Below are 21,593 nucleotides of genomic sequence, written 5' to 3' on the forward strand. Positions count from 1 at the left end.
CATAAAATTCTGAATTATTTAATATTTGTTTGCGTGAGAAATAGAAAAAGCCCCTATCGGAATTTCCGATAGGGGCGAAAGAATCACTGTACCACATTATTTCACTTCTAAATCAACATTTAAATTAGATGTATTTCCAGCAGCATCAGTTGCTACAATGTGAATTGCATTTTTTCCTTGTTGTAATTGATTACGATCGAAATAAATGGCGTAGTTTTTCTCCCAAGTGTTCAGGAATGCATTTTCCCATACACCATTTCCGTTAATTTCATATTGCATTCTCACTGGAATGCCAGGTGCTACCCATCCAGATTCTGTCATCCAATCTAGTAGAATATCGTCAACGTTCCCTCTAATTACAAGATTTTCTTGGTCAACTTCGTATGTTAACTTCGGTGCAGTTCGGTCGATAAACACAGCTCCTGTTTGTTTTGTTTCTCCACCAGAGTTAGAAGCAACAGCTTCGATTTGGTATAAGCCATCGGATAGAGGGGATCCATCAGCTTTTGTACCATTCCATTTGAAAGATTTATAACCAGGTGTTTCATTTTTACCTTGATATACTATGCCTTGATATGTTATTCGGTCTTTCGTAATTAAATTAGCATGAAATGTTACATCCTCAACTGGTGTAACTAAATAATAATTGATCAGGTTGTCATCTAGTATTTTGTCATTATTTGGACTGAAAGTAGAATTAACGATTTCAAGGCCATCAATACGCTTGTATTCTTTCGGATCGATGCTAAATGTAAATGGAATACGTATTTCTTCAGTCTTCCCTTGCTCTTTTACATATAGATTTCCTGTATATACGCCTTGTGGTAAGGAGCTATCAACAGTAATAGTAAACGGCTTTTCGATGTCACTATTCGGTTTCATACTAATAGAAGAAGGGAAAGAAGTCTGGACTTTTGTTTTTGTATCTAGTAATTCAATGCGAGTTGAGAAGTTTTTCTTTTTGTTAGAAAGATTTTGTAACGTAATATTTTGTGTTAACTTCACTTTGCCACTATTAGGTTTAATGAGACCGAAACTTACATTGTTTGGTTTCACTAATGCATCTGCTTTTGCTGCTTTTGGAATGTTAATTAAACCAGATCCTTGTGCCATGACAGGATATGTATTTTCATTGACATCCTTTAATGTTTTTGCAGTGTTGGCAAGAGCTGCTTTCAATTGTTCTGTCGTCCAATCAGGATGCATTTGACGCAGCAGAGCAACGGCCCCCGCTACTTGTGGCGCAGCCATACTTGTTCCGTTGTGAGATTCATAGCCACCTCTTGGTACTGTACTAGTAATTTTCACTCCAGGTGCAACTATATCAGGCTTTATGAGCCAACTTCCTTGTGATGGTCCTCTTGAACTGAAGTTACCAATAAGTTCGGTTTGGCTTGGTTGTCCAATTTTTATATTTTTCTTTCGTTTTGTAATTAAATTTTTCAACTCTTCACCATTTGTATTTGATAGTTGCATAACTGGAAGAGCTACATCTTCACGTCCAAAATATTCGGGCATAATATTAATTTCTTTTTCGTTAGAAATTAGTAGCACGCCGAGAGCGCCAGCTTGTTTCGCTTGTTCTGCTTTTACTAACGTGCTCGAAGTTCCTTGTAAAACAAGGGCGAACTTCCCTTTCACATCTTGTTTAGCGTAATCGCTTGGATTACCGTAGCCAACATATACAAGCTGAGCATCGTTTCCTACTTGGAAATCTGCTTTTGATAAAGGTAATCCTTGGTAAGATTTATTGGAATCAGCTACTTGGAATGTTGGAAATGGAATAGAAACTGTAGATGCTCCAACAGAGATGACACTACTTGCGTTACCAGGAGCATCAACAGACCAAGGTTTTGGCCCATCATTTCCATTTGAGACGACCGTAGTAACACCAAGTTTTGCTGCGCGTTCTAACGTCATTGTTACAGGTTGATCAGGTACATTCAAATCTTGACCAAGAGATAGATTTAAAACATCGGCACCATCTTGAATAGCGCGCTCAATACCTTGAATAATATCTTCTGTTGTACCAGTCCCGCCATCATTCATGACACGGTAGGCTAGAATAGAAGCATTCGGAGCAATCCCCTTTATTTTTCCGTTACCAGCAATAATTCCAGCAACATGGGTACCGTGGACGTTTCCATCCATCGGATCATTATCTTCATCGACTGCATCATAGCCACCGATATAATTTGCTTGTAAATCAGGATGGGTATAGTCTACACCTGAATCAATAACAGCGACTTTCATTCCTTTTCCATCAAGCGGTTTGCCAGTTGGATCTTTTAAATTCCATGCTTCAGGTGCACCAATTGTAGGGCCTCCAACATTTGGTGTTTCTTGATCTGCTGGGCTTTTTGATGTTTCATGTAACTTATATGTTAAGTTCGGATAAATTGCTTTTACTTCAGGTAAAGAAGCTAAAGCAGCAATTTGATCTCCTGGGATAGAAATAGAAAACCCAGAAAATAAAGTACTATATGTTTCTTTTATCGTTGCCTTCGGTGCTTTTTCTTTTATTTTTTTAGTCGTATCTTCCTGTGCTTTTTTAAGTTGTGCCTGATAAGACTGCGCATTATTATTTTTTAAATCTGGAGCATGCTGAATGTTACTTTGTGAAGCAAGTGGTGCATGTTGCAATTCTACAATGACTGAAATTTCTTTTGATGTTTTTGTTTCAACATTTTGCGCGATTTTATTTTCTCACCATTGTTCAATATTCGCTTTTAACTGTGGACTAAATTGCTTCTCCTTTTGCAGTGATTCAGCATGGGCGCTTAAAGCTCCAAAACTTGAAAAGACGAGCGCCATACTTAATAGTGTAGATGTAGTTTTTTTCATTGAAACTCCCCCTAATAAAAAGTCCTAATATTCAGAAAAATTATCTTACATTTTTACTTTAAATTATAAAATCTGATGTTGGCTAAACTATATTTTCGACATAATTCATACTAATCCTCTGTGGACTGGAAATTTTTTGTGAAATTTTTTCTGATTATGTCGAATGGGATTTTACATGGAAGAACGATAACGTAATTATCGTTTCACGAGCAAAAGAGGCAGGGATAGAAACTCCGCCAGAAAAAAGGCCGCTACCATCTTTATATGAGGTCGATAGTACAAGCGATAAACAGCATCAAATCACAAAGCAATCAAATAAAAAAGGCGATTATCATCCCATTTTCTTAAAGAAGAGCAACCAATTAATATGGATACGTTCAGATCGTAAGAAAGCGGACCTATGGATTGCTCATAGTGATGGAAAACATGAAAAGAAATGGATTGAAAATATAGATGTACCAGAGTGGTATTATGAGAGATGGAATTGGGAAAATGTCATTTCGGTGAAAGAAGAATAAAAAACCTGCCTAAAAGATAATTTTAGGTAGGTTTTTTCATTGTTATTTATGTGTTTTATTTGGCTTTTTTTTCGCTGGATTTCCGTGCCCTTGGCGCTTTCTATTTTGTTCATCTTTTGCTTGTTTTTCATGTAGTGTATCTAAAAAGTCATTTGAGTTACTCATTTGTATATCTCTCCTTTCAATTCGTCATAGTTACTATAACCATTTAGGAGGATAATCATGAGATGAAAATTAAGCGCTTAGTTTTTTTCGATAATATAAGTAAAATATTCCATACATAATAAGTAGCATGAGTAAAACTTGTAACTCTACATTTTCTTTTACAATAGTTGCGACAGGATCGGGTAAGAAAGGTGATTTTTCACTTCCGCCTAAATCTAACCATTTGTTTAAGAGGTTAATGATACAAAACATGAAAACGCCAGACCAACTCGCGATAATTGCTTTATGTTTAATTTTTGTTTCACGTTCATCATCTGTAATCCAAGGATTAGCAGTTTTATCGCTATTAAAAAAGCCATTTATGTATCCCCATATGATCATTCCGATAAAGGCGATAATCCATTTCATATTTGTAATCCCCCCCCTTGTTGTAAAAAGTATTTGACACATATAATTGTAATGTTTTCCAATTATATGTGTCAAACTTTTTTTACATACAGGTTGTTCGTGTAGCAGGAATAAAGAATGAAATAGGGAAGAAATACGTGAGCTTATTTTAAAGTGAGAGGGGAAGAGGTATGAAACTCGTTTTTATTCGGCACGGTGAAGGGGAACATACAAAAAATCTGCCGTCGAGTTTACAAGTATTACATCCTCCATTGACGGTAGAGGGAATGGATCAGGCTAAATTACTTCAATCTGATATATCATTACAAGAAACAGACATATTAATCGCTAGCCCTACACTTCGAACCCTGCAAACGGCGACAATATGGAGTGCAAAAGTTGGTTGTCAAAAAATCGTCCATCCATACGTATCTCCACGTATTTTTCCTTATCGAGAAGGAGCAAAAACATTACCGTGCGATCGCATAGTAGATCAAGAAATGATAAAAAAGTTATTTCCACATTTTTCGATTGAGAAAGGTAGAAATAAGCTTTTATGGCGGGAAGGGATAAATACTATTTCAGAGAATAGTTTTCAGCAAATAGTAGATGGATTTATTAGCTGGTGTTATGAGATAAGTGCTGAAAGAATTTGCATTGTATCTCATGACGGAACAATTACAGCGTATAGGCAGTATTTAGAGAAAGTTGTTTTAACTAGATCTGATTTTTTGAGAGAAACGGGTATATATGAAATGAACTTATCCTGCTAATGCGGGATAAGTATGCAAAATTGCATAATACATATATTGTAAATAGTGGGTGTACGTTAGGAGAAAAAATCTAGCAGAATCTTTTTTACGAAGTGGTACAAAATTGTATATTGGATCGATAGATTATGTAGATGGAAATGCAGCAATTATGTTTACAATACGCTTATTTTACGGGGGTATTAACCATGAAAAAACGTTTGAAGAAGCTTTTCAAGAATTGAGATTCATTGATAAAGAGACGCATACATTTCGACTATACAAGTAGTGTGAAACGTGTTTATTCAAATATAGAATAAACACGTTTCACATTTAGCACACATTTTTTTAATGAAAATGATTATCACTTGTGGTATGATATGTTCAAGTTTTTACAGGTAATAGAAGTTACTATATAAACGTTAGTTTTTAATGTTTAATATGTATGTCGTAAATTATTCAGAATTAACGTTTGAAAAATAAGCAACTAATGTTATTGTATTATCTGTAATTGACTTAATTACAACCTTAGGAGGAAGATATGGTTATTCAATTTTTAAGAGAAAACAAAGCAGTTTCTTTTGTGTTGGCAGTAATTCGAGTGTATCTTGGTTATACATGGTTAATGGCTGGAATCGGTAAGCTACAAGGAAAAGGATTCGATGCAACTGGTTATTTACAAGGCGCAATTGAAAAATCTAAAGGAGCACAACCGGCTGTGCAATCTTGGTGGGCATCATTTTTACAAGATTTCGCAATTCCAAACGTTGATTTATTTAATACACTTGTAACATGGGGAGAAATTTTAGTCGGAATTGGTTTAATTGTAGGCTGTTTAACAAAAACAGCAGTCTTTTTTGGTCTTGTAATGAACTTTTCCTATATGTTTAGTGGGTCACTTGGTGTGAACCCTGAAATGGTTATCTTATCTATGTTCGTTCTTGTTTCGGGTATGAATGCTGGGAAATTTGGAATGGATGGTTTTGTTATCCCGAAAGTATTAGGATCAAAAACTCAAAAAAGCCAAAAGCAAGCTGCTTAATATATGAAAACGGGTATCTCAAAATGAGATACCCGTTTATTTTTCAGAAATTATAGGGTTTTTTTCGAAGAAGTCTTTTACATACCCTACAAATTCTTGTGGCTCTTGACGAAATGGTGCGTGATAACCTTTTTCGATAATATGGAAAGTACTATTTTTTAAGAATTGATGATACGTTTCTCCTTCTTTCCAAGAAACGCTACTATCATTTCTTCCCCATATAATTAATGTTGGTTGTTTGATTTCATTTGCATTGATTTGAAGACGTCTAGGCCATAACTTCATTTTATTATAATGCTCTTCGTCATTCCGCTTGAATTTCACTTTGCTCTCATCATAATCTGTAACAGCAGAAACGGTATTTAAATCAGTCGACAACTTTGGTTTTGGTGAGCCTTGTTTATTCACGAATGTATGAGGGCCACCTGTAGCATCAGTTAAGATAAGGTGAGTAACTGCTTCAGGGTATAAATATGTTAAATTAAGAGAAATTTCTCCGCCCATTGAATGACCAAGTATTGCGAATGAATCATACCCAAGTTTTTTCATTAACTTATAATATAAGTTTGCGTGAGTTGGAAAAGAATAATAAAAGTCCATCGGCTTTGATGAGCGTCCGAATCCTAAAGCATCAACAGAAATAATCGTATAATCTTTTGCTAAATCTGAGTAAATCTTTTGGAAACCATCCGATGACCCTCCAAATCCATGAATCATAAGTAAAGGTGGTTTTTCATTACCAATCTTTTTGAAGTAAATGGTTTGACCATCTATTTCTACCATTTTTTCCTCGGTAGTTAATTTCGCTGTAATTGTATTTTTAACTTGTTTTACTTGTTCTACTGGCTTTTCTGCTGCACTACATCCTACTAATAGTGTAAGAGTAAGACAACCTACCATATAATAGCTAAACCGCTTCAATTAGGTGTCCCCTTTCTAACATAACGCTGTATCTATCATAGCAAATAGCATATTACGATTTCCATGAAGTTGGTCACCATTTTTTATCATAAGAGGTGAAAGGAGCGTTTCTTGGAAATTGTCTGTTTGAAGAAATTTACGAAATGTAAATTGTGAATGTGGGACATCAATTCGTATTGTGCCGCTCCAACATTCACAAATTTTTTTTAATAATTGAATAGCATCTTCCTCTTGTTTTGCAATAAGTGGATTGATACATAATGTATTACCTTTTTGTATGCATAAGGAAAAAGCTTCTATACAGTCATCTCTTTCGATTTTAAAAGAGTGTACAACTCTTGGTAATAGCAACGAGTAAAGTAGAGAACGGTTAGTACCAGTTGCAATTTGATCGAGAGAAATAAGAGGCATAAGGTCTTTTTCATTTACTTGTTGTGTAAGAGAAGTAGTCGTCTTAGAAGTCTGTTTTTCAAAACGATGAATTGTCGTTACTGTTTGAAATCCGCATGATGTGTATAGAGGCTCACCGGCTTTTGTCGCAAGAAGTACAATTGGTTGATTGGGATGAGTGTGTTCCAAGCACTTATTTAACAACATACGCCCTATCCCTCGTCCTTGAAAATTAGGATGGACGATTAACATGCCAATGGAAGAGAAGCTATTTGTAAAGGGAAATACGCCTCCAGCTGCAATGAGTTTATTTTCATGAATATAACCCACAAGTGTGCCAATAGAAAGATACATCTCGAATTGTTTTTTCATAAAGGTTTTATCTTGTAACCAGCCAACAGCTTTGCAAAGGTCGAGTAAATCAAAAATAAAAGATTTATTTAGTTTTACTATTTTCATAAAGGCTCACCACATTTCTATTTATTTCATGCAAATAGATTCAAAATGTAAAATAAGAGATTTAAGTAAAATGAAATCCAACTTGTTTATATTTAGATTGTAAAGGGAATGAGGTGTGATACAAAAAGACAAACTTATACAAATTATAACTGATATTTACATAAGTTAACAAAAAATTTACATATAACTAATTTTCTCTTAATAGTCTTCTATTAAATTTGATAGTGGGAAATGAATAACCTAATTAGGGGGACAAGACAGTGAAAAAGTTTGTAAAAAAAGCATGGCCATTTGCAGTTGTGGCGTCATTAGCAGTTACCTCGGTAGCAACATGGAATTTTACTCGTTCTAGTGAGGTTAATGCAGATGAGAATGGAAACAATGCAAAGATTAAGAATGTCATCGTATTAATTGGGGATGGTATGGGACCTTCATATATGACAGCTCATCGTTATATGAAAGATAATCCAAAAACATTTGAGATGGAGTCTACAGAATTTGATAAACATCTTGTAGGGACACAAAAAACATATCCAGAAGATGAACATGAAAATATTACAGACTCTGCATCGGCAGCTACTGCGATGTCAGCAGGCATAAAAACATATAATGCAGCTATTGCAGTAGATAATGATAAAGCTGAAGTGAAAACAGTGTTGGAGCAAGCGAAAGAAAAAGGGAAGTCAACGGGATTAGTTGCGACTTCTGAAATTACGCATGCAACACCAGCAGCATTCGGTGCACATGATATTAGCCGTAAAAATATGGACGCAATTGCAAATGATTACTTTGATGAGAAAATTAAAGGTAAGCATAAAATAGATGTTATGCTTGGCGGTGGCGTAAATAACTTTGTTAGACAAGACCGTAATCTTACAGAAGAGTTTAAGAAGTCTGGTTATAGTTATGTAACGGATCGTAATCAACTATTAAATGATAAAAGCGATCAAGTTCTTGGCTTATTTGCACCAGGTGGTTTAGATAAAATGATTGACCGTAATGATAAAACGCCTTCATTAGAAGAGATGACAAATGCAGCGATCGAACGCTTGAACAAAAATAAAAATGGTTTCTTCTTAATGGTCGAAGGTAGTCAAATTGATTGGGCTGGACATGATAATGATATTGTCGGTGCAATGAGTGAAATGGAAGACTTTGAAAAAGCATTTAAAGCAGCGATTGAGTTTGCGAAAAAAGATAAAAATACGTTAGTTGTTGCAACTGCAGACCACGCTACAGGTGGATTATCTCTAGGCGCGAATGGTGAGTATAACTTTAAAGTAGACCCAATTAAAGCTGCAAAGCGTACCCCAGACTTTATGGCAAATGAGATTGTGAAAGGTGCAAATGTAGAAGAAACATTGAAACAATATATCGATTTACAATTGACGCCAGAAGAAATTAAAGCTGTAAATGATATAGCTCCGTCAAAAGATGTAACAAAGATTGATAATGCAATTGAAGATATTTTCAATAAGCGTTCGGTTACGGGCTGGACAACAGGTGGACATACAGGTGAAGATGTAAATGTTTATGCATTCGGACCAGGGAAATACTTGTTCTCTGGAGTGCAAGAGAATACAAATATAGCGAAACGTGTCTTTGACATTGTTGGCGGTGGAGATCCGAATAAAGGAAGACGCTGATTGTAAACGAAAGTGAGGCGAAATGCCTCACTTTTCTTTTTAGGAGATGAAAAGATGAGAGGTTTTTTGGGGAAATTAAGATTCCTTCTAGTATTTGTATTATTACTAGTTGGATGTCAACCTCAGGAGAATCATGTGGAACAAAAAACTACTACGAAAAAAACTGAGGAAAAGGTACAGATAACGAAAGAGGAAGAGAAATCCATTCAAGATGTTATTGAGGCATTTGTACGGACGACGAATGAAAAAAATCTTGCTGAACATATGGAGTTATTTTCAAAGAAGATGCCTAGTGCTGAAGACTTAAAGACACAAAAAGAAGCTGCTTTTCAAAATGGAAATAAGAAAATTGAATTGGAGCATATAGACATGAAAGTTAGTAAAGCGGAGTATGTTATTGTTGAAACAAAGGAAAAGGAAATAAATGGGGAAGTCGTTCTTCAAAAGAAAGTACAGTATGCGCTTGGAAAAGAAGAGGATAAATGGAAGATTGAAGAGGTTCGTACGATAGAGAAAAAATAATGTGAAACTTTAATCAGTGTAGTGTGGGGGAGGACCTCATAACTAGCCCTTGCATTCGCTGAAGTTTGAGGTGGAAGTCTTATTGCCTAAAAATAGCGAAAAAAGGTTCTCATTGGCGAGAACCTTTTTTTATAGTGGTAACATAATTTGATTTGAGCATGCTTCAATATCATCAATATCTTGACGAATTGTTGCCATTTTATTATCAAGATCTTCAGCTTTCATGGCTGCATCATGTAGTTCATCTTTTAAATACTCAGGTATATTACCTTCGTATTTATAATAAAGTTTATGCTCTAAACTTGCCCAAAAGTCCATCGCAAGTGTACGTAACTGAATTTCTGCAAATACATCTTTTGTACCAGAATTTAGTGATAAAGGATATTTAATAATCATGTGCAAACTTTTATATCCGTTTCCTTTTGGGTTAGCGATATAATCTTTTACGTCTATGACTTCCATATCTTCACGTTTTTGAATTACTTTTTTTAAATGGTAGATATCTTCTACGAAGCAGCATGTAATACGAATGCCAATGATATCTTGTAAATGTGTTTGAGCATTTTCAATTGTTGGTAATAAGTTTTTGCGTTCTAGCTTTTTAATAATACTTTCAGGTTGTTTTAGTCTAGTTTTTATATGTTCAAACGGGTTGTAATCCTCTAGAAATTGAGCTTCCCGGTTCATAATTTCAAATTTAGTTTTTAACTCTTCTAAAGCAAATGTATACGGTAGTACAAAAGCTTTCCAGTAGTTAACTGTTGATTGATTATATTCCATTTATATACACACCTTTTCCTATTTACAAGTGAGGTTGTTATTATACTAAATACCAAATCATGTAAGCGCAAGCAGCAAATGATGAAATCATAAAACGATATTTAGTTTTCATATTTTCAACTCCTTTCAAGTAAGATTCTATATAAATAAACGTGATTGTTAATAATTTCACTATGTACAATTTCTATAGTAATAGATTCGTGTGAATTTCGTATGAACTAATTGTTTCAGCTTTTTGTCTTTTTTTGTGAATAATAATTATTGTCGGAATTTTAATTTTTTTATTTGATTTATCTTTATAACTTAATTAAATAATCCAGATCGAAGGGCATTACAAAAATATTGTCCATGATTAAAGTGAGTAACGTTACATCGTGAAACGGAGTAGAAGGCTAGAGGTATCTCTAGTCTTTTTTATTAATGTATTTTGGTTTTGTTTGTTATAATTACCTTAAATTGTAACATAGGAGAGGGTATGATGAATCAAAAAGATAGAGATGGAAGAAGTAAAGTAGCGCATATTATTGAAATCACCGATGATTATAAGCTTGTTGTAGATGATAAGAAAAACGTAGATGAGCCACTTCACGTATTATGGTGGGAGCATAAAGAAGATGAGGATAAAACGATAGAAATTGTACTAAATAGGTATACAGAGGAATTGATTGAGTTAAAGGTAGATGATGAAGAATATTTTTCGAGTAATAATGAAGCGTTGGATAACAACAGGGCGAAAGAGATTGCGAGTATATTCTTGGGAAAATATATAAAAGAAGGATTAGAGCTTTATACATATGTAACTGTTAAGGACGACTGGCGTGGTTTGAAAGAAATAAATTATATGCAGGAAGTGAATGGATATCCATTGCCGAATACAGGATGTGTTCTGCGAATTCATCCTTCAGGTAATGTTGTGCATTTCCATTATCATGGACAAAAAGCTATAGAGAAAAAACCGTCATGGCCAATTGAAATTGTTGAGGAGAACGTCGTTTTAGAAAATTTGAAAGCTAGACAAGATATGAGACTTGTATTTGTAGATTTAACACACTCTTTATGTGAGGATGAAAATAGAGAAGAAGTAAAAGGGTACCACCTTGTGTATAAGCCAGAACCTAGTCATGCGTTTATTGATGCAAGCACAGGAGAAGATTTATTTGAACCGGAACACTATAAATTACCTCCTACAATATTTGTTAATAAACCGATAAAAAGTAGTCGGGAAAAAGATGTGTTTGATTTATTAGATTGGGACAAGGATAAATTTATAAAAGTAGATGAAAGAGAGTTTGAGAATGAAGTCCGTATGAAATTTGCATTGAAAGAAGAATTACAAAAAGAAATAGAAGAGAAAGATCCATATTCAATGGATGAGTTCTATAAAAAGCATTTTCCGATGTTGAACCATGATAAACTCGTTGGAATGACTTTAGATAAAGAAACAAATCAATTGCTTTCTTGTTTAATGTGGACGGGCGAACAAGAAAGGAGAACAATATTATCAAGAGAGCAGTGTTTAAACAAAGCACTTCAATTTTTAGAACAAATTATTCCAAATGCAACAAAGTATGTTCAGCTTTGGGATGATTATGAAGAGGAAGAGGGGATAGAGAGATTTTCCTTTTCGATATATGTAAATGACATTCATGTAGAGGGAAAATATATTATGATTAATATCAATACAGAGAATGGTGCTGTGATGCATTACTCCGGAGAGTCTAGCAAATTTATAAAAGAATTACTTACATATGAAACAACACCAAAAGTAACAAAAGAAGAAGCGTTAGAAATATACAGAGAGGCTATCCGAGTTAAATTAGAATGGTCTATAGATCATGATGTAGAGGAAACGGTATATCAATTGCTGTATAAACAAACAACGGATGAAAATTATAAAGAATCCTTCGACGGTAGTCGAGAAATTCGTTATATTGATGCGCATACTGGAGAAAAAATTTGGAGTAAATAAGCTTTTAAATAGGGAAAAGGGTCTTCGAGAGAAGACCTTTTTGAGAAAGAACGATTATTCTTCGTATGTGTCAATTTTGTATAACCATTTCTGTACACTAGCAGGTGGTCCTTCTGTTCTCAACTTTATTGTGCACATTCCACAAGAACAGTGAACTTTTCCTTTTGCAAAAATACCGGAAATTTCAGGTGTATATCCCCATGCATGTTTTGCAATATTCATTTTTCGGTGCATTGTACGTTGACGTTGGTGTCTTGTATAAGCACGTGTTCTTTTAAATTTCATATTTGTAATCCCTCCTTGTAATACAAGCAGCTTGCAAGAGCGTACAAGGAGTTCATCTCTTACAAGCTACTTATGAACAAGAGGGTAATGAAATGTTTCATATTCCACTCTCCAATCTTTTGTTTAAGTATATGTAGCGAAGCTTTATGAGACAAATATTATGCTTAAAAACATATTGGAATGATGTCGTACAGACACAAACAACCTCACGCCCACATACACATAATAAAGACCACTATTTTGGCGGAGGTGAAAGGTTTGAGTCTATTCGCCGCAATTGGATATATGGTTCGAGAAGTGTTTGTCTTTGTTTCTTATGTGAAAAATAATGCGTTCCCACAGCCGTTATCATCAGATGATGAGAAAAAGTACTTAGAGTTAATGGAGCAAGGTGATGCTCAAGCGAGAAATCTTTTAATTGAACATAATTTACGGCTTGTAGCTCATATCGTTAAAAAATTTGAAAACACTGGAGAAGATGCAGAAGATTTAATTTCAATTGGTACAATTGGGCTTATTAAAGCAATTGAGAGCTATTCAGCAGGGAAAGGAACAAAGCTTGCAACGTATGCAGCACGCTGTATTGAAAATGAAATTTTGATGCATTTACGTGTACTAAAGAAAACGAAAAAAGACGTTTCACTTCATGATCCGATCGGGCAAGATAAAGAGGGGAATGAAATATCGCTTATTGATATATTAAAATCAGAGTCTGAAGATGTAATTGATATGATTCAGCTTAGTATGGAATTAGAGAAGATTAAAGAGTATATCGATATTTTAGATGAACGAGAGAAAGAAGTAATTGTGAAGCGTTTTGGCCTTGGGCTTGATAAGGAGAAGACGCAGCGGGAGATTGCGAAGGCACTTGGTATTTCAAGAAGCTACGTATCAAGAATTGAAAAGCGCGCTTTAATGAAGATGTTCCATGAATTTGTAAGGGCAGAGAAAGAGAAAAAAGCGAAAGAATAATGTACATTGCAAGCAGCCACATTTTAAATTTGGCTGCTTTTCTTTTTGTAAATATGGAAAGAAAACGAGTTGTATTAAGAAGAAATGCATGTTCACTGTTGAAAATGACGGATTCTATCTGTAATATTAGAGGGTGCTAAACAAATTAAGAATAATACCATACTTAGTTTTCTACATGTATCATGGTATAGTTCTATATGATATGTGGGAATAAGAACCAATTTTACATATGATATAGAAAGAAAAGAAGGGGAAACTAAAGTTATAGACTGATTAGGAGGTTTCGCAATTTGCGACGTACATTATATCGATTTATGATCGAACTTACAAATGGTCGCTTTACTTCTTATATATTACGTAAATTTGCACAATCTCGTTTGAGCTCTATCATTATTCCATCGTATGCGAAAGTTTTTCAAATTAATCAAGATGAGATGGAAAAGGGTTTGAAGGAATATAGAACATTGCATGAATTATTTACGCGTAGGCTAAAAGAAGGCAAGCGTAGTGTTGATACAGAGGCATCGAGTATCGTTAGTCCTGTTGATGGTGTTTTTGCTGATCACGGTCCGATTGAGAACACAAAAACATTTGATATTAAAGGCAAGCGTTATTCAATTGTGGATATGCTAGGTAATGAAGAACGTGCAAAGCGATATGCAGGCGGTACATATATGGTAATTTATTTGAGTCCAAGTCATTATCATCGTATTCATAGTCCGCTTTCTGGTTCTGTGACTGAAAGATTTGTACTCGGTAGAAAATCATATCCGGTAAATGCAGCTGGTATGGAATACGGGAAAGAACCACTGTCAAAAAACTATCGTTCTGTTACAGAAGTGGATAGTGATGGTGAGCATATGGCTCTTGTAAAAGTAGGTGCTATGTTTGTGAATAGTATTGAGCTTTTGCATGAAAGAAGTACTGTTCAAAAAGGTGAAGAGATGGCATACTTTACATTTGGTTCAACAGTTGTTTTATTATTTGAAAAAGATATGATAGAAGTAGTGCAGGAACTGAAGAGTGGACAAGAGCTTCGTCTTGGTGAAAAGATTGCTACGCGATTATCTCATAAGTAAAGAAAAGATTTTATAACTGTAAGTAAGAGTTATGAACAAAGATGCTTAATGATGAAATCCCCTAGATGGGAGTACTTGTTTATTCGAGAGCCATCGTAGGATGGCTCTTTTTACGGGTCGACCAGTAACCTATCCGATAATAACGGGCTGGAAGAGTCCCGCCTCAAAATTTGGCGGGCGATAACTGCTCGATTGGTGAGGGCTAGTAATCAGTGGGTGATAGGAACCCCCACTGATTAAGATTTCACTTTATATGTAATCAAGACGATTTGGCAAGCTTGTCCTCTAATGAGCGTCTAATAATTTCTTGTTTTATAAGTAAAATGAAGTCGGGATTTAATTTTAGTTCTTTTGCTTTATAATAAGACTCAGTGAGTAACTCAGTAGATAACTGTTCCATATGTTTTGTTTTCAAGGTGAGTCACCTCCTAATAATATAAGGGTTGATTCGTTGTTGCATTTAATGTACCAAAAAAATATGGCAGTCACAAACAAGAGGTTATCCACAAACCTAGGTGGATAAAGTGTGCATAGTTTGTTAGTAAATTCAGAATTGACTGAAAGATTAATGTGGAAAATGTGTACAATTTTATCCACAGGTTGTATATCGAAAAATGTTGTCGAAAAATTTTATGAATACTCCTCAAAGAGGTGAAAGAAATTGAAGTTATTTTTACCAAATGAATATGTGAAAAATGTATATCATGTTCAGCCAGAAGATTTGAAAAAACGTGGAATTAAAGGCGTTATTACTGATTTAGATAACACTTTAATTGAATGGGATCGTCCAAATGCAACGCCGCAACTTGAAGAGTGGTTCTTGAAAATGAAAGAGAACGGCATCCAAGTGACGGTCGTTTCAAATAATAATGAGCAACGTGTGAAAGACTTTGCTGATCCATTAGGTATTCCATTTATTCATAGTGCACGTAAACCGTTTGTTCGCGCATTTAAGCGTGCGATACAAGAGATGGATTTACAGCCAGAGGAAGTTGTAGTAATTGGGGATCAGTTACTAACGGATGTACTTGGTGGGAACCGAGTGGGACTTCATACAATTTTAGTTGTACCAGTAGCACAAACGGACGGATTAGTGACGCGCTTTAATCGAAAAATCGAACGAAGAATCATGAGAAATATGAAGAAAAAAGGTTTAATTAACTGGGAGGAATAAAGTTTGACTGAAACAATTAAATGTATTGGTTGCGGTGTAGAAATTCAAACAGAAAACAAAAATGAAGTGGGGTATGCTCCTACTTCATCTTTAGAGAAAGAGCAAGTAATTTGTCAACGTTGTTTTCGCTTGAAGCATTACAATGAAATTCAAGATGTATCATTAACAGATGATGATTTCCTACGCATTCTAAATGGAATTGGAAAGTCAGATGCATTAGTAGTTAAGATTGTAGATATTTTTGATTTCAATGGTAGCTGGTTACCTGGGTTACATCGTTTCGTAGGGAATAATAAAGTATTACTTGTTGGCAATAAAGCTGATTTAATTCCTAAGTCAGTAAAAGATGATAAAGTAAAGCATTGGATGCGCTATAGTGCAAAGCAGCTAGGATTAAAGCCAGAAGATGTCTTTTTAATTAGTGCAGCAAAAGGACAAGGGATTGCTGAACTGGCGGATGCTATTGAGTATTATCGCGACGGCAAAGATGTTTACGTCGTTGGATGTACGAATGTAGGGAAATCAACATTTATTAATCGTATGATTAAAGAATTTAGTGATGAAACTGAGAATGTAATTACAACATCTCATTTCCCAGGAACAACACTTGATTTAATTGATATTCCATTAGACGAAGAATCTTCTTTATATGATACGCCAGGTATTATTAACCACCATCAAATGGCTCATTATGTTGGGAAGCAAAGCTTAAAGCTTATTACACCAACAAAAGAAATTAAGCCGATGGTGTTCCAATTAAATGAAGAACAAACGTTATTCTTTAGTGGATTGGCACGCTTTGATTATGTAAGTGGTGGTCGTCGTGCATTTACTTGTCATTTCTCAAACCGCTTAACAATCCATCGTACAAAGCTTGAGAAAGCGGATGAATTATATAAAAATCATGCTGGGGATTTACTAAGCCCGCCAACGCCAGAGGAATTAGCAAATATGCCTGAGTTAGTGAAATACGAATTTAATATTCGTGAACCGAAAACGGATGTTGTATTTTCTGGATTAGGATGGGTTACTGTGAACGAACCAGGAGCAAAAATTGTTGCTCACGTACCAAAAGGAGTAAGTGTTTCATTACGTAAATCTTTAATTTAATATGGAGAGGGATTTATGAAACAATTATATGGTGTAATCGGAAATCCAATTGGACATTCATTATCACCCGTTATGCATAATGATGCATTTGAACACTTGGATATGGATGCCCACTATCATGCATTTCTTGTTGAAGAAGAAGTGCTAGGGGAAGCAGTAAGAGGTTTAAAAGCATTAGGTATTTCAGGATTTAATGTAACAACTCCACACAAAGTTGCTATTATGGATTATTTGGATGAGATTGACCCGTTAGCAAGACAAATCGGTGCAGTAAATACAGTGGTTCATAAGGATGGAAAATTAATTGGCTACAATACAGATGGAATCGGTTTTGTAAGGGCCTTACAGGCAGTTAGTAGTGAACCGCTGCAAGGGAAGCGTATTTTATTACTTGGCGCAGGTGGAGCTAGCCGAGCTATTTATTTTTCGCTTGCTGATGTAGGTGTGGAAGAGATTGATGTAGCCAATCGTACAGTAGATAAGGCGAAAGAACTTATTGCTGCATGTACGGCCAATGATAATTCTGTTGCTTTATCGCTAGAAAAAGCAACAGAGGAACAAGGAAATTATGATATTATCATTCAGACGACAACAATAGGTATGCATCCACACGTCGAACATACGCCATTACACATTTCTTCGTTAAAAAAAGGAACGATTGTATCAGATATAATTTATAATCCATTTGAAACGAGAATTTTATGTGAGGCAAAAGAGCAAGGTGCGATTATTCAAAATGGCATTGATATGTTTGTTTATCAAGGGGCACTTGCATTTGAAATGTGGACAGGACGTGTGCCAAATATCGATAGAATGAAACAATTAGTTATAAAAAAGCTTGGAGGCTAACATATATGTTAACAGGAAAACAAAAAAGATTTTTACGTGCACAAGCACATCATTTAACACCAATTTTTCAAGTAGGAAAAGGCGGCGTAAATGAGAATATGGTGAAACAAATTGGAGAAGCGTTAGAAGTTCGTGAACTATTTAAAGTGAGCGTATTACAAAACTGTGAATTTGATCGTCGTGAAGTTGCAGAAGAGCTTGCACAAGGCGCGCGAGCTGAAATCGTTCAAGTAATTGGAAGCACAATTGTTTTATACAAAGAATCAAGAGAAAATAAACAAATTAAGCTTCCTCGATAAAAGATTAGTATTGACTACTTTTATCGCTGGTACTTAATGATGTAGAGATCGAAACCGATTGAACTTTTATTAACAGTGAACTCTCTTCGGATCGATAGGAAGAGAGTTGCTGTATGTAAAAGGAAGGGGCGTTTCTTTTGAGAAAAATTGGCATCATTGGCGGGACGTTTGATCCGCCTCATTACGGACATTTGCTAATTGCGAATGAAGTATATCACGCTTTAAATTTGGAAGAAGTATGGTTTTTGCCAAACCAAATTCCACCGCATAAACAAGGGCGGAATATTACAAGTGTAGAAAGTCGCTTACATATGTTAGAGCTTGCGACTGAGGCAGAAGAACATTTTTCTATTTGTTTAGAAGAGCTGAACCGGAAAGGCCCATCTTATACGTATGACACTATGTTACAATTGACGGAGAAGCATCCAGATGTGCAGTTTCACTTTATTATTGGTGGAGATATGGTGGAGTATTTACCGAAGTGGTATAACATTGAAGCGTTACTTAACCTTGTAACGTTTGTTGGGGTTGCCAGACCTGGGTATACATTGCAAACACCTTATAATATCACTACAGTGGAAATCCCGGAGTTTGCAGTTTCTTCATCTTTATTGCGCGAGAGATATAAAGAGAAGAAAACATGTAAATATTTACTTCCTGAAAAAGTACAGGTATATATCGAGAGGAATGGGTTGTATGAATCGTGAGAATGCACTTCATATTGTCAAACAACAAATGCATGAAAAACGTTATATACACACAATTGGTGTAATGGAGACAGCGATCGAGCTTGCTAAGTTATACGGTGTGGATGAGAAAAAAGCAGAGATGGCAGCTATATTTCATGACTATGCAAAATGTAGAGCGATTTCCGAAATGGAAGAGATTATTAAGAGAGAAGCTTTGCCGAAGGATCTACTCCACTATAACAAAGAGTTATGGCATGCACCTGTTGGGGCATACTTAGTAGAAAAAGAAGTAGGCATTACTGACTCTGAAATTTTGCAAGCTATTACATATCATACAAGTGGTCATGAAAATATGACGATGTTAGATAAAGTGATTTATGTAGCAGATTATATTGAGCCAGGGCGTAAGTTCCCAGGTGTGGAAGAGGCCCGTAAACTCGCATATGAGGATATAAATCAAGCTTTATTGTTTGCTTTAAAGCGAACAATTCAATTTTTAATGGAAAAAGATCAAACGATTTATCCATTAACATTCCAAACATACAACGCAGTTATCAAGGAGGAAATTATTAAATGAAAGATAAAGATTTATTAGTATTAGCAGCGAAAGCAGCTGATGATAAGAGAGCAGAAGATATGGTCGTACTAAATATGCAAGGTATTTCACCGATTGCAGACTATTTTATTATTTGTCACGGGAATTCGGACAAGCAAGTGCAAGCAATTGCACGTGAAATTAAAGCGAAGGCACATGAGTTCGAAATTAATGTACAACGTATGGAAGGTTTTGATGAAGCACGTTGGGTGTTAGTGGACCTTGGTGATGTAGTTGCGCATGTGTTCCATAAAGATGAGCGTGATCACTACAACTTAGAGCGTCTATGGGGCGATGTGCCGCGTGAAGATATCGCAGACGAGCTAGACCAATGAAATACGAACAATTTGCATTGTTGTATGACGAACTAATGAATGATGTCCCATATGATAAATGGGTGGAATTCACAGAGGAAAGTCTGCAGCAAGCAAGTATGAAAGAGGCAAAGATTCTTGATGTAGCATGTGGTACTGGTAATGTAACACTTCCGCTTGTAGAAAAGGGCTACGATTTAATAGGTGTCGATCTTTCAGAAGAAATGTTAACAGTCGCTCAGCAAAAACTAGGGGCAGAAGGATACTTTATTCCTTTTTACCAACAAGACATGCGAGAGCTTGATGTTCCAGGTGAGTTTGACTGTGTAACCATCTTTTGTGATTCATTAAACTATGTATTACAAGAAGATGGAGTGCAAGAAACATTTAGACGAGTGTTTCACCATTTACGCCAAGATGGTTTGTTTTTATTTGATGTACATTCTTTATATAAAATACATCATGTATTTCAAAATGAAACGTACACAGTGAATGGAGAAGAAATATCTCTTATTTGGAATTGCTTCCCTGGTGAAGAACCAGATAGTGTAGAACATGATTTAACATTCTTTGTTCAAGATCCAGAAGAAGATGTGTACCATCGTTTTGACGAATGTCACGTGCAACGTGCATATCAGGTTGAAGAGCTAACGAAATGGCTTGAAGAAGCTGGTTTTACAGTGCTTCGAGTGACTGGTGACTTTGAGCGGCTTGAAGTTACAGAACAAACAGAGCGTATTTTCTTCATGGCGAAGAAAAACGGATAAAACAAAAGCAACCGAGAAGGTTGCTTTTGTTTTGTAAAAAAGATGTAATTTTTGTTCTGGAATAATGAGTTGATGCTATGTGTAAAATGTGGAAATGCTAGTTTAAGTGAAAGGACGGTATAAAAAAGTAAGTATTTATAAAAAGGATTTGGCATGATAATGACGTATTTATTATGTGTGCTTATTGAATTGCTGATCAACTAATTTTAAGTCTTCATCAAATTTCTCGTGTGTCCGTTCGATTAATTTATGAAACATATCCCCAACATGTTCTTCTAAAATACGAATACCTTCTCCAGTAACGCCGCCTTTCACACATACCTTTTCTTGTAAAGTAGGTAATGTGAAGATTTCTTTTTCAAGTAATTTCCCCATTCCCACGACCATTTCACTTACTAAAGTAGTAGCTTCTTCATGTGTAATATTTGTTTTATCAACAGCAGCGTTAATGAAACATTGTAATAAATAACTAAAGAATGCAGGGCCACAGCTTGCTATATCAGATGAAACGCGCGTTATGTCTTCTTTTATTACAAGGGGAGTAGAAATGTTTTTGAATAGACGTAGTAGTTTTTGTTGCCACTCTTCAGAGCATTTACTTCCGAATGTAAATAGTGATGCACCAGATAAGGCGCGGTTTGTAATGCTCGGAATAATACGTGCAACATGGCATGGTACAAGTGTCTCTAATTGTGATGGAGATATTGGACTTGTGATAGAAACTAAGCACTTTTCATCGGAAAAATGTTCAGCATATTTTTGTAGGATAGGGTATATATCTATCGGTTTTACACAAATAAAAATAAGGTTTGACCGCTCAATTACTTCATCGATAGTTTTGGCTATATGAACAGAATGGTATTTTTCTTTTATATGATATGCTTTGGCGGGCGTTCGATTAATGATTGTAAGGCACGAAGGTTTGACAGTACGGGTTTCTAAAAATGCATCGATTAGTATATTCCCCATGTTTCCTGTCCCTATAATTCCTATGTTCAATGTTTCATCCCTCCTTCGTAACAGCTTTCTCCTAAACAATATGAATGATGTTATAAATTTATGATTAGA

Annotated in this window: 23 protein-coding genes and 3 pseudogenes; 17 read left to right on the forward strand and 9 right to left on the reverse strand. The window is 35.3% G+C overall.

Annotation, left to right across the window (positions count from 1 at the left end):
* Window positions 1-96 precede the first annotated feature (96 nt).
* Window positions 97-2,844 (reverse strand): annotated as a pseudogene (locus COI75_RS10645) (S8 family peptidase).
* Window positions 2,845-2,999: 155 nt separating this feature from the next.
* Here COI75_RS10645 and COI75_RS10650 point away from each other — a divergent pair.
* Window positions 3,000-3,362: pseudogene (locus COI75_RS10650) on the forward strand (translocation protein TolB); the annotation flags it as partial.
* Window positions 3,363-3,404: 42 nt separating this feature from the next.
* On the opposite strand, the gene COI75_RS10655 reads toward COI75_RS10650, so the two are convergent.
* Complete coding sequence (locus tag COI75_RS10655; protein ID WP_000071860.1) at window positions 3,405-3,527, reverse strand: DUF4023 domain-containing protein; 123 nt, start codon at window positions 3,525-3,527, stop codon at window positions 3,405-3,407.
* 69 nt (window positions 3,528-3,596) lie between these two features.
* Window positions 3,597-3,935, reverse strand: coding sequence for a hypothetical protein (locus COI75_RS10660; protein WP_000871129.1), 339 nt, complete (start codon window positions 3,933-3,935; stop codon window positions 3,597-3,599).
* 170 nt (window positions 3,936-4,105) lie between these two features.
* Here COI75_RS10660 and COI75_RS10665 point away from each other — a divergent pair, with 170 nt between their 5' ends.
* The 3 genes and pseudogenes from COI75_RS10665 to COI75_RS10675 all read left to right on the forward strand — a co-directional run bounded on the left by COI75_RS10665 (window position 4,106) and on the right by COI75_RS10675 (window position 5,705).
* On the forward strand, window positions 4,106-4,687 hold the full coding sequence (locus COI75_RS10665) for a histidine phosphatase family protein (RefSeq protein ID WP_000779688.1): 582 nt from the start codon (window positions 4,106-4,108) through the stop codon (window positions 4,685-4,687).
* Window positions 4,688-4,695: 8 nt separating this feature from the next.
* Window positions 4,696-4,952 (forward strand): annotated as a pseudogene (locus tag COI75_RS10670) (delta-aminolevulinic acid dehydratase); the annotation flags it as partial.
* Window positions 4,953-5,204: 252 nt separating this feature from the next.
* Window positions 5,205-5,705 carry a DoxX family protein gene (locus COI75_RS10675; protein ID WP_000236604.1) on the forward strand — a complete coding sequence of 167 codons (501 nt, stop codon included), beginning with the start codon at window positions 5,205-5,207 and terminating at the stop codon, window positions 5,703-5,705.
* A 36-nt stretch (window positions 5,706-5,741) separates the two neighbouring features.
* Here the strand turns inward: COI75_RS10675 and COI75_RS10680 are convergent, their stop codons facing one another.
* Both COI75_RS10680 and COI75_RS10685 read right to left on the reverse strand, forming a co-directional pair.
* Window positions 5,742-6,626 carry an alpha/beta fold hydrolase gene (locus COI75_RS10680; protein ID WP_002095273.1) on the reverse strand — a complete coding sequence of 295 codons (885 nt, stop codon included), beginning with the start codon at window positions 6,624-6,626 and terminating at the stop codon, window positions 5,742-5,744.
* A gap of 15 nt (window positions 6,627-6,641) precedes the next feature.
* Window positions 6,642-7,475: a GNAT family N-acetyltransferase gene (locus tag COI75_RS10685; protein ID WP_000706709.1), complete on the reverse strand. Its 834-nt coding sequence runs from the start codon at window positions 7,473-7,475 to the stop codon at window positions 6,642-6,644.
* 260 nt (window positions 7,476-7,735) lie between these two features.
* On the opposite strand from COI75_RS10685, the gene COI75_RS10690 reads away from it, so the two are divergent.
* Both COI75_RS10690 and COI75_RS10695 read left to right on the forward strand, forming a co-directional pair.
* Window positions 7,736-9,121, forward strand: a complete 1,386-nt coding sequence (locus COI75_RS10690) for an alkaline phosphatase (protein WP_000714903.1) — start codon at window positions 7,736-7,738, stop codon at window positions 9,119-9,121.
* Between the two features lie 54 nt (window positions 9,122-9,175).
* Window positions 9,176-9,643: a hypothetical protein gene (locus tag COI75_RS10695; protein WP_001213933.1), complete on the forward strand. Its 468-nt coding sequence runs from the start codon at window positions 9,176-9,178 to the stop codon at window positions 9,641-9,643.
* 129 nt (window positions 9,644-9,772) lie between these two features.
* Here the strand turns inward: COI75_RS10695 and COI75_RS10700 are convergent, their stop codons facing one another.
* A complete protein-coding gene (locus tag COI75_RS10700; RefSeq protein ID WP_000456208.1) occupies window positions 9,773-10,423 on the reverse strand; it encodes a GTP pyrophosphokinase in 651 nt (216 codons plus the stop codon).
* 475 nt (window positions 10,424-10,898) lie between these two features.
* Between COI75_RS10700 and COI75_RS10705 the strand changes: the two genes are divergently transcribed.
* Window positions 10,899-12,392, forward strand: coding sequence for a YcdB/YcdC domain-containing protein (locus COI75_RS10705; protein ID WP_002095275.1), 1,494 nt, complete (start codon window positions 10,899-10,901; stop codon window positions 12,390-12,392).
* A gap of 54 nt (window positions 12,393-12,446) precedes the next feature.
* On the opposite strand, the gene COI75_RS10710 is transcribed toward COI75_RS10705, so the two are convergent.
* Window positions 12,447-12,677: a hypothetical protein gene (locus COI75_RS10710; RefSeq protein ID WP_000669687.1), complete on the reverse strand. Its 231-nt coding sequence runs from the start codon at window positions 12,675-12,677 to the stop codon at window positions 12,447-12,449.
* A 258-nt stretch (window positions 12,678-12,935) separates the two neighbouring features.
* Here COI75_RS10710 and sigK point away from each other — a divergent pair, with 258 nt between their 5' ends.
* Together sigK and COI75_RS10720 are read left to right on the forward strand one after the other, a co-directional pair.
* Entirely contained in the window at window positions 12,936-13,649 is a 714-nt protein-coding gene (sigK, locus tag COI75_RS10715; RefSeq protein ID WP_000051381.1) for an RNA polymerase sporulation sigma factor SigK, read from the forward strand.
* Window positions 13,650-13,939: 290 nt separating this feature from the next.
* Complete coding sequence (locus COI75_RS10720) at window positions 13,940-14,728, forward strand: phosphatidylserine decarboxylase (protein ID WP_001254981.1); 789 nt, start codon at window positions 13,940-13,942, stop codon at window positions 14,726-14,728.
* Window positions 14,729-14,987: 259 nt separating this feature from the next.
* Here COI75_RS10720 and COI75_RS10725 read toward each other — a convergent pair whose 3' ends face one another.
* On the reverse strand, window positions 14,988-15,143 hold the full coding sequence (locus COI75_RS10725; RefSeq protein ID WP_000850093.1) for a sporulation histidine kinase inhibitor Sda: 156 nt from the start codon (window positions 15,141-15,143) through the stop codon (window positions 14,988-14,990).
* Between the two features lie 246 nt (window positions 15,144-15,389).
* On the opposite strand from COI75_RS10725, the gene COI75_RS10730 reads away from it, so the two are divergent.
* From COI75_RS10730 to COI75_RS10765, 8 genes are all read left to right on the forward strand, one after another.
* Window positions 15,390-15,902, forward strand: coding sequence for a YqeG family HAD IIIA-type phosphatase (locus COI75_RS10730; RefSeq protein WP_000765304.1), 513 nt, complete (start codon window positions 15,390-15,392; stop codon window positions 15,900-15,902).
* A 3-nt stretch (window positions 15,903-15,905) separates the two neighbouring features.
* A complete protein-coding gene (yqeH, locus tag COI75_RS10735) occupies window positions 15,906-17,012 on the forward strand; it encodes a ribosome biogenesis GTPase YqeH (protein ID WP_000140805.1) in 1,107 nt (368 codons plus the stop codon).
* Between the two features lie 15 nt (window positions 17,013-17,027).
* Window positions 17,028-17,861 (forward strand): shikimate dehydrogenase, encoded by an 834-nt coding sequence (gene aroE, locus COI75_RS10740; protein WP_000812062.1) that lies wholly within the window; start codon window positions 17,028-17,030, stop codon window positions 17,859-17,861.
* Window positions 17,862-17,866: 5 nt separating this feature from the next.
* Window positions 17,867-18,160 carry a ribosome assembly RNA-binding protein YhbY gene (yhbY, locus tag COI75_RS10745; protein ID WP_000955228.1) on the forward strand — a complete coding sequence of 98 codons (294 nt, stop codon included), beginning with the start codon at window positions 17,867-17,869 and terminating at the stop codon, window positions 18,158-18,160.
* Window positions 18,161-18,297: 137 nt separating this feature from the next.
* Window positions 18,298-18,867, forward strand: coding sequence for a nicotinate-nucleotide adenylyltransferase (gene nadD, locus COI75_RS10750; protein ID WP_001226044.1), 570 nt, complete (start codon window positions 18,298-18,300; stop codon window positions 18,865-18,867).
* Window positions 18,857-19,426 carry a bis(5'-nucleosyl)-tetraphosphatase (symmetrical) YqeK gene (gene yqeK, locus COI75_RS10755; RefSeq protein WP_001078470.1) on the forward strand — a complete coding sequence of 190 codons (570 nt, stop codon included), beginning with the start codon at window positions 18,857-18,859 and terminating at the stop codon, window positions 19,424-19,426. Before nadD ends, yqeK begins: the two co-directional genes overlap by 11 nt.
* Window positions 19,423-19,779 carry a ribosome silencing factor gene (rsfS, locus tag COI75_RS10760; protein ID WP_000653198.1) on the forward strand — a complete coding sequence of 119 codons (357 nt, stop codon included), beginning with the start codon at window positions 19,423-19,425 and terminating at the stop codon, window positions 19,777-19,779. The genes yqeK and rsfS overlap by 4 nt, the downstream gene beginning before the upstream one ends.
* A complete protein-coding gene (locus COI75_RS10765) occupies window positions 19,776-20,525 on the forward strand; it encodes a class I SAM-dependent methyltransferase (protein ID WP_000873075.1) in 750 nt (249 codons plus the stop codon). Before rsfS ends, COI75_RS10765 begins: the two co-directional genes overlap by 4 nt.
* A 171-nt stretch (window positions 20,526-20,696) precedes the next feature.
* On the opposite strand, the gene comER is transcribed toward COI75_RS10765, so the two are convergent.
* Complete coding sequence (comER, locus tag COI75_RS10770) at window positions 20,697-21,524, reverse strand: late competence protein ComER (RefSeq protein ID WP_001020562.1); 828 nt, start codon at window positions 21,522-21,524, stop codon at window positions 20,697-20,699.
* Window positions 21,525-21,593: the final 69 nt, after the last annotated feature.

This window comes from Bacillus cereus, from assembly GCF_002564555.1.
Lineage (GTDB): Bacteria > Bacillota > Bacilli > Bacillales > Bacillaceae_G > Bacillus_A > Bacillus_A cereus_K.

Bases quoted from the DNA above. Each gene is read 5' to 3' on its own strand.
- COI75_RS10655 (WP_000071860.1), bottom strand. From the start codon at position 3,527: ATGAGTAACTCAAATGACTTTTTAGATACACTACATGAAAAACAAGCA.
- COI75_RS10660 (WP_000871129.1), bottom strand. From the start codon at position 3,935: ATGAAATGGATTATCGCCTTTATCGGAATGATCATATGGGGATACATA.
- COI75_RS10665 (WP_000779688.1), top strand. From the start codon at position 4,106: ATGAAACTCGTTTTTATTCGGCACGGTGAAGGGGAACATACAAAAAAT.
- COI75_RS10675 (WP_000236604.1), top strand. From the start codon at position 5,205: ATGGTTATTCAATTTTTAAGAGAAAACAAAGCAGTTTCTTTTGTGTTG.
- COI75_RS10685 (WP_000706709.1), bottom strand. From the start codon at position 7,475: ATGAAAATAGTAAAACTAAATAAATCTTTTATTTTTGATTTACTCGAC.
- COI75_RS10695 (WP_001213933.1), top strand. From the start codon at position 9,176: ATGAGAGGTTTTTTGGGGAAATTAAGATTCCTTCTAGTATTTGTATTA.
- COI75_RS10700 (WP_000456208.1), bottom strand. From the start codon at position 10,423: ATGGAATATAATCAATCAACAGTTAACTACTGGAAAGCTTTTGTACTA.
- COI75_RS10705 (WP_002095275.1), top strand. From the start codon at position 10,899: ATGATGAATCAAAAAGATAGAGATGGAAGAAGTAAAGTAGCGCATATT.
- COI75_RS10710 (WP_000669687.1), bottom strand. From the start codon at position 12,677: ATGAAATTTAAAAGAACACGTGCTTATACAAGACACCAACGTCAACGT.
- aroE (WP_000812062.1), top strand. From the start codon at position 17,028: ATGAAACAATTATATGGTGTAATCGGAAATCCAATTGGACATTCATTA.
- yhbY (WP_000955228.1), top strand. From the start codon at position 17,867: ATGTTAACAGGAAAACAAAAAAGATTTTTACGTGCACAAGCACATCAT.
- yqeK (WP_001078470.1), top strand. From the start codon at position 18,857: ATGAATCGTGAGAATGCACTTCATATTGTCAAACAACAAATGCATGAA.
- rsfS (WP_000653198.1), top strand. From the start codon at position 19,423: ATGAAAGATAAAGATTTATTAGTATTAGCAGCGAAAGCAGCTGATGAT.
- COI75_RS10765 (WP_000873075.1), top strand. From the start codon at position 19,776: ATGAAATACGAACAATTTGCATTGTTGTATGACGAACTAATGAATGAT.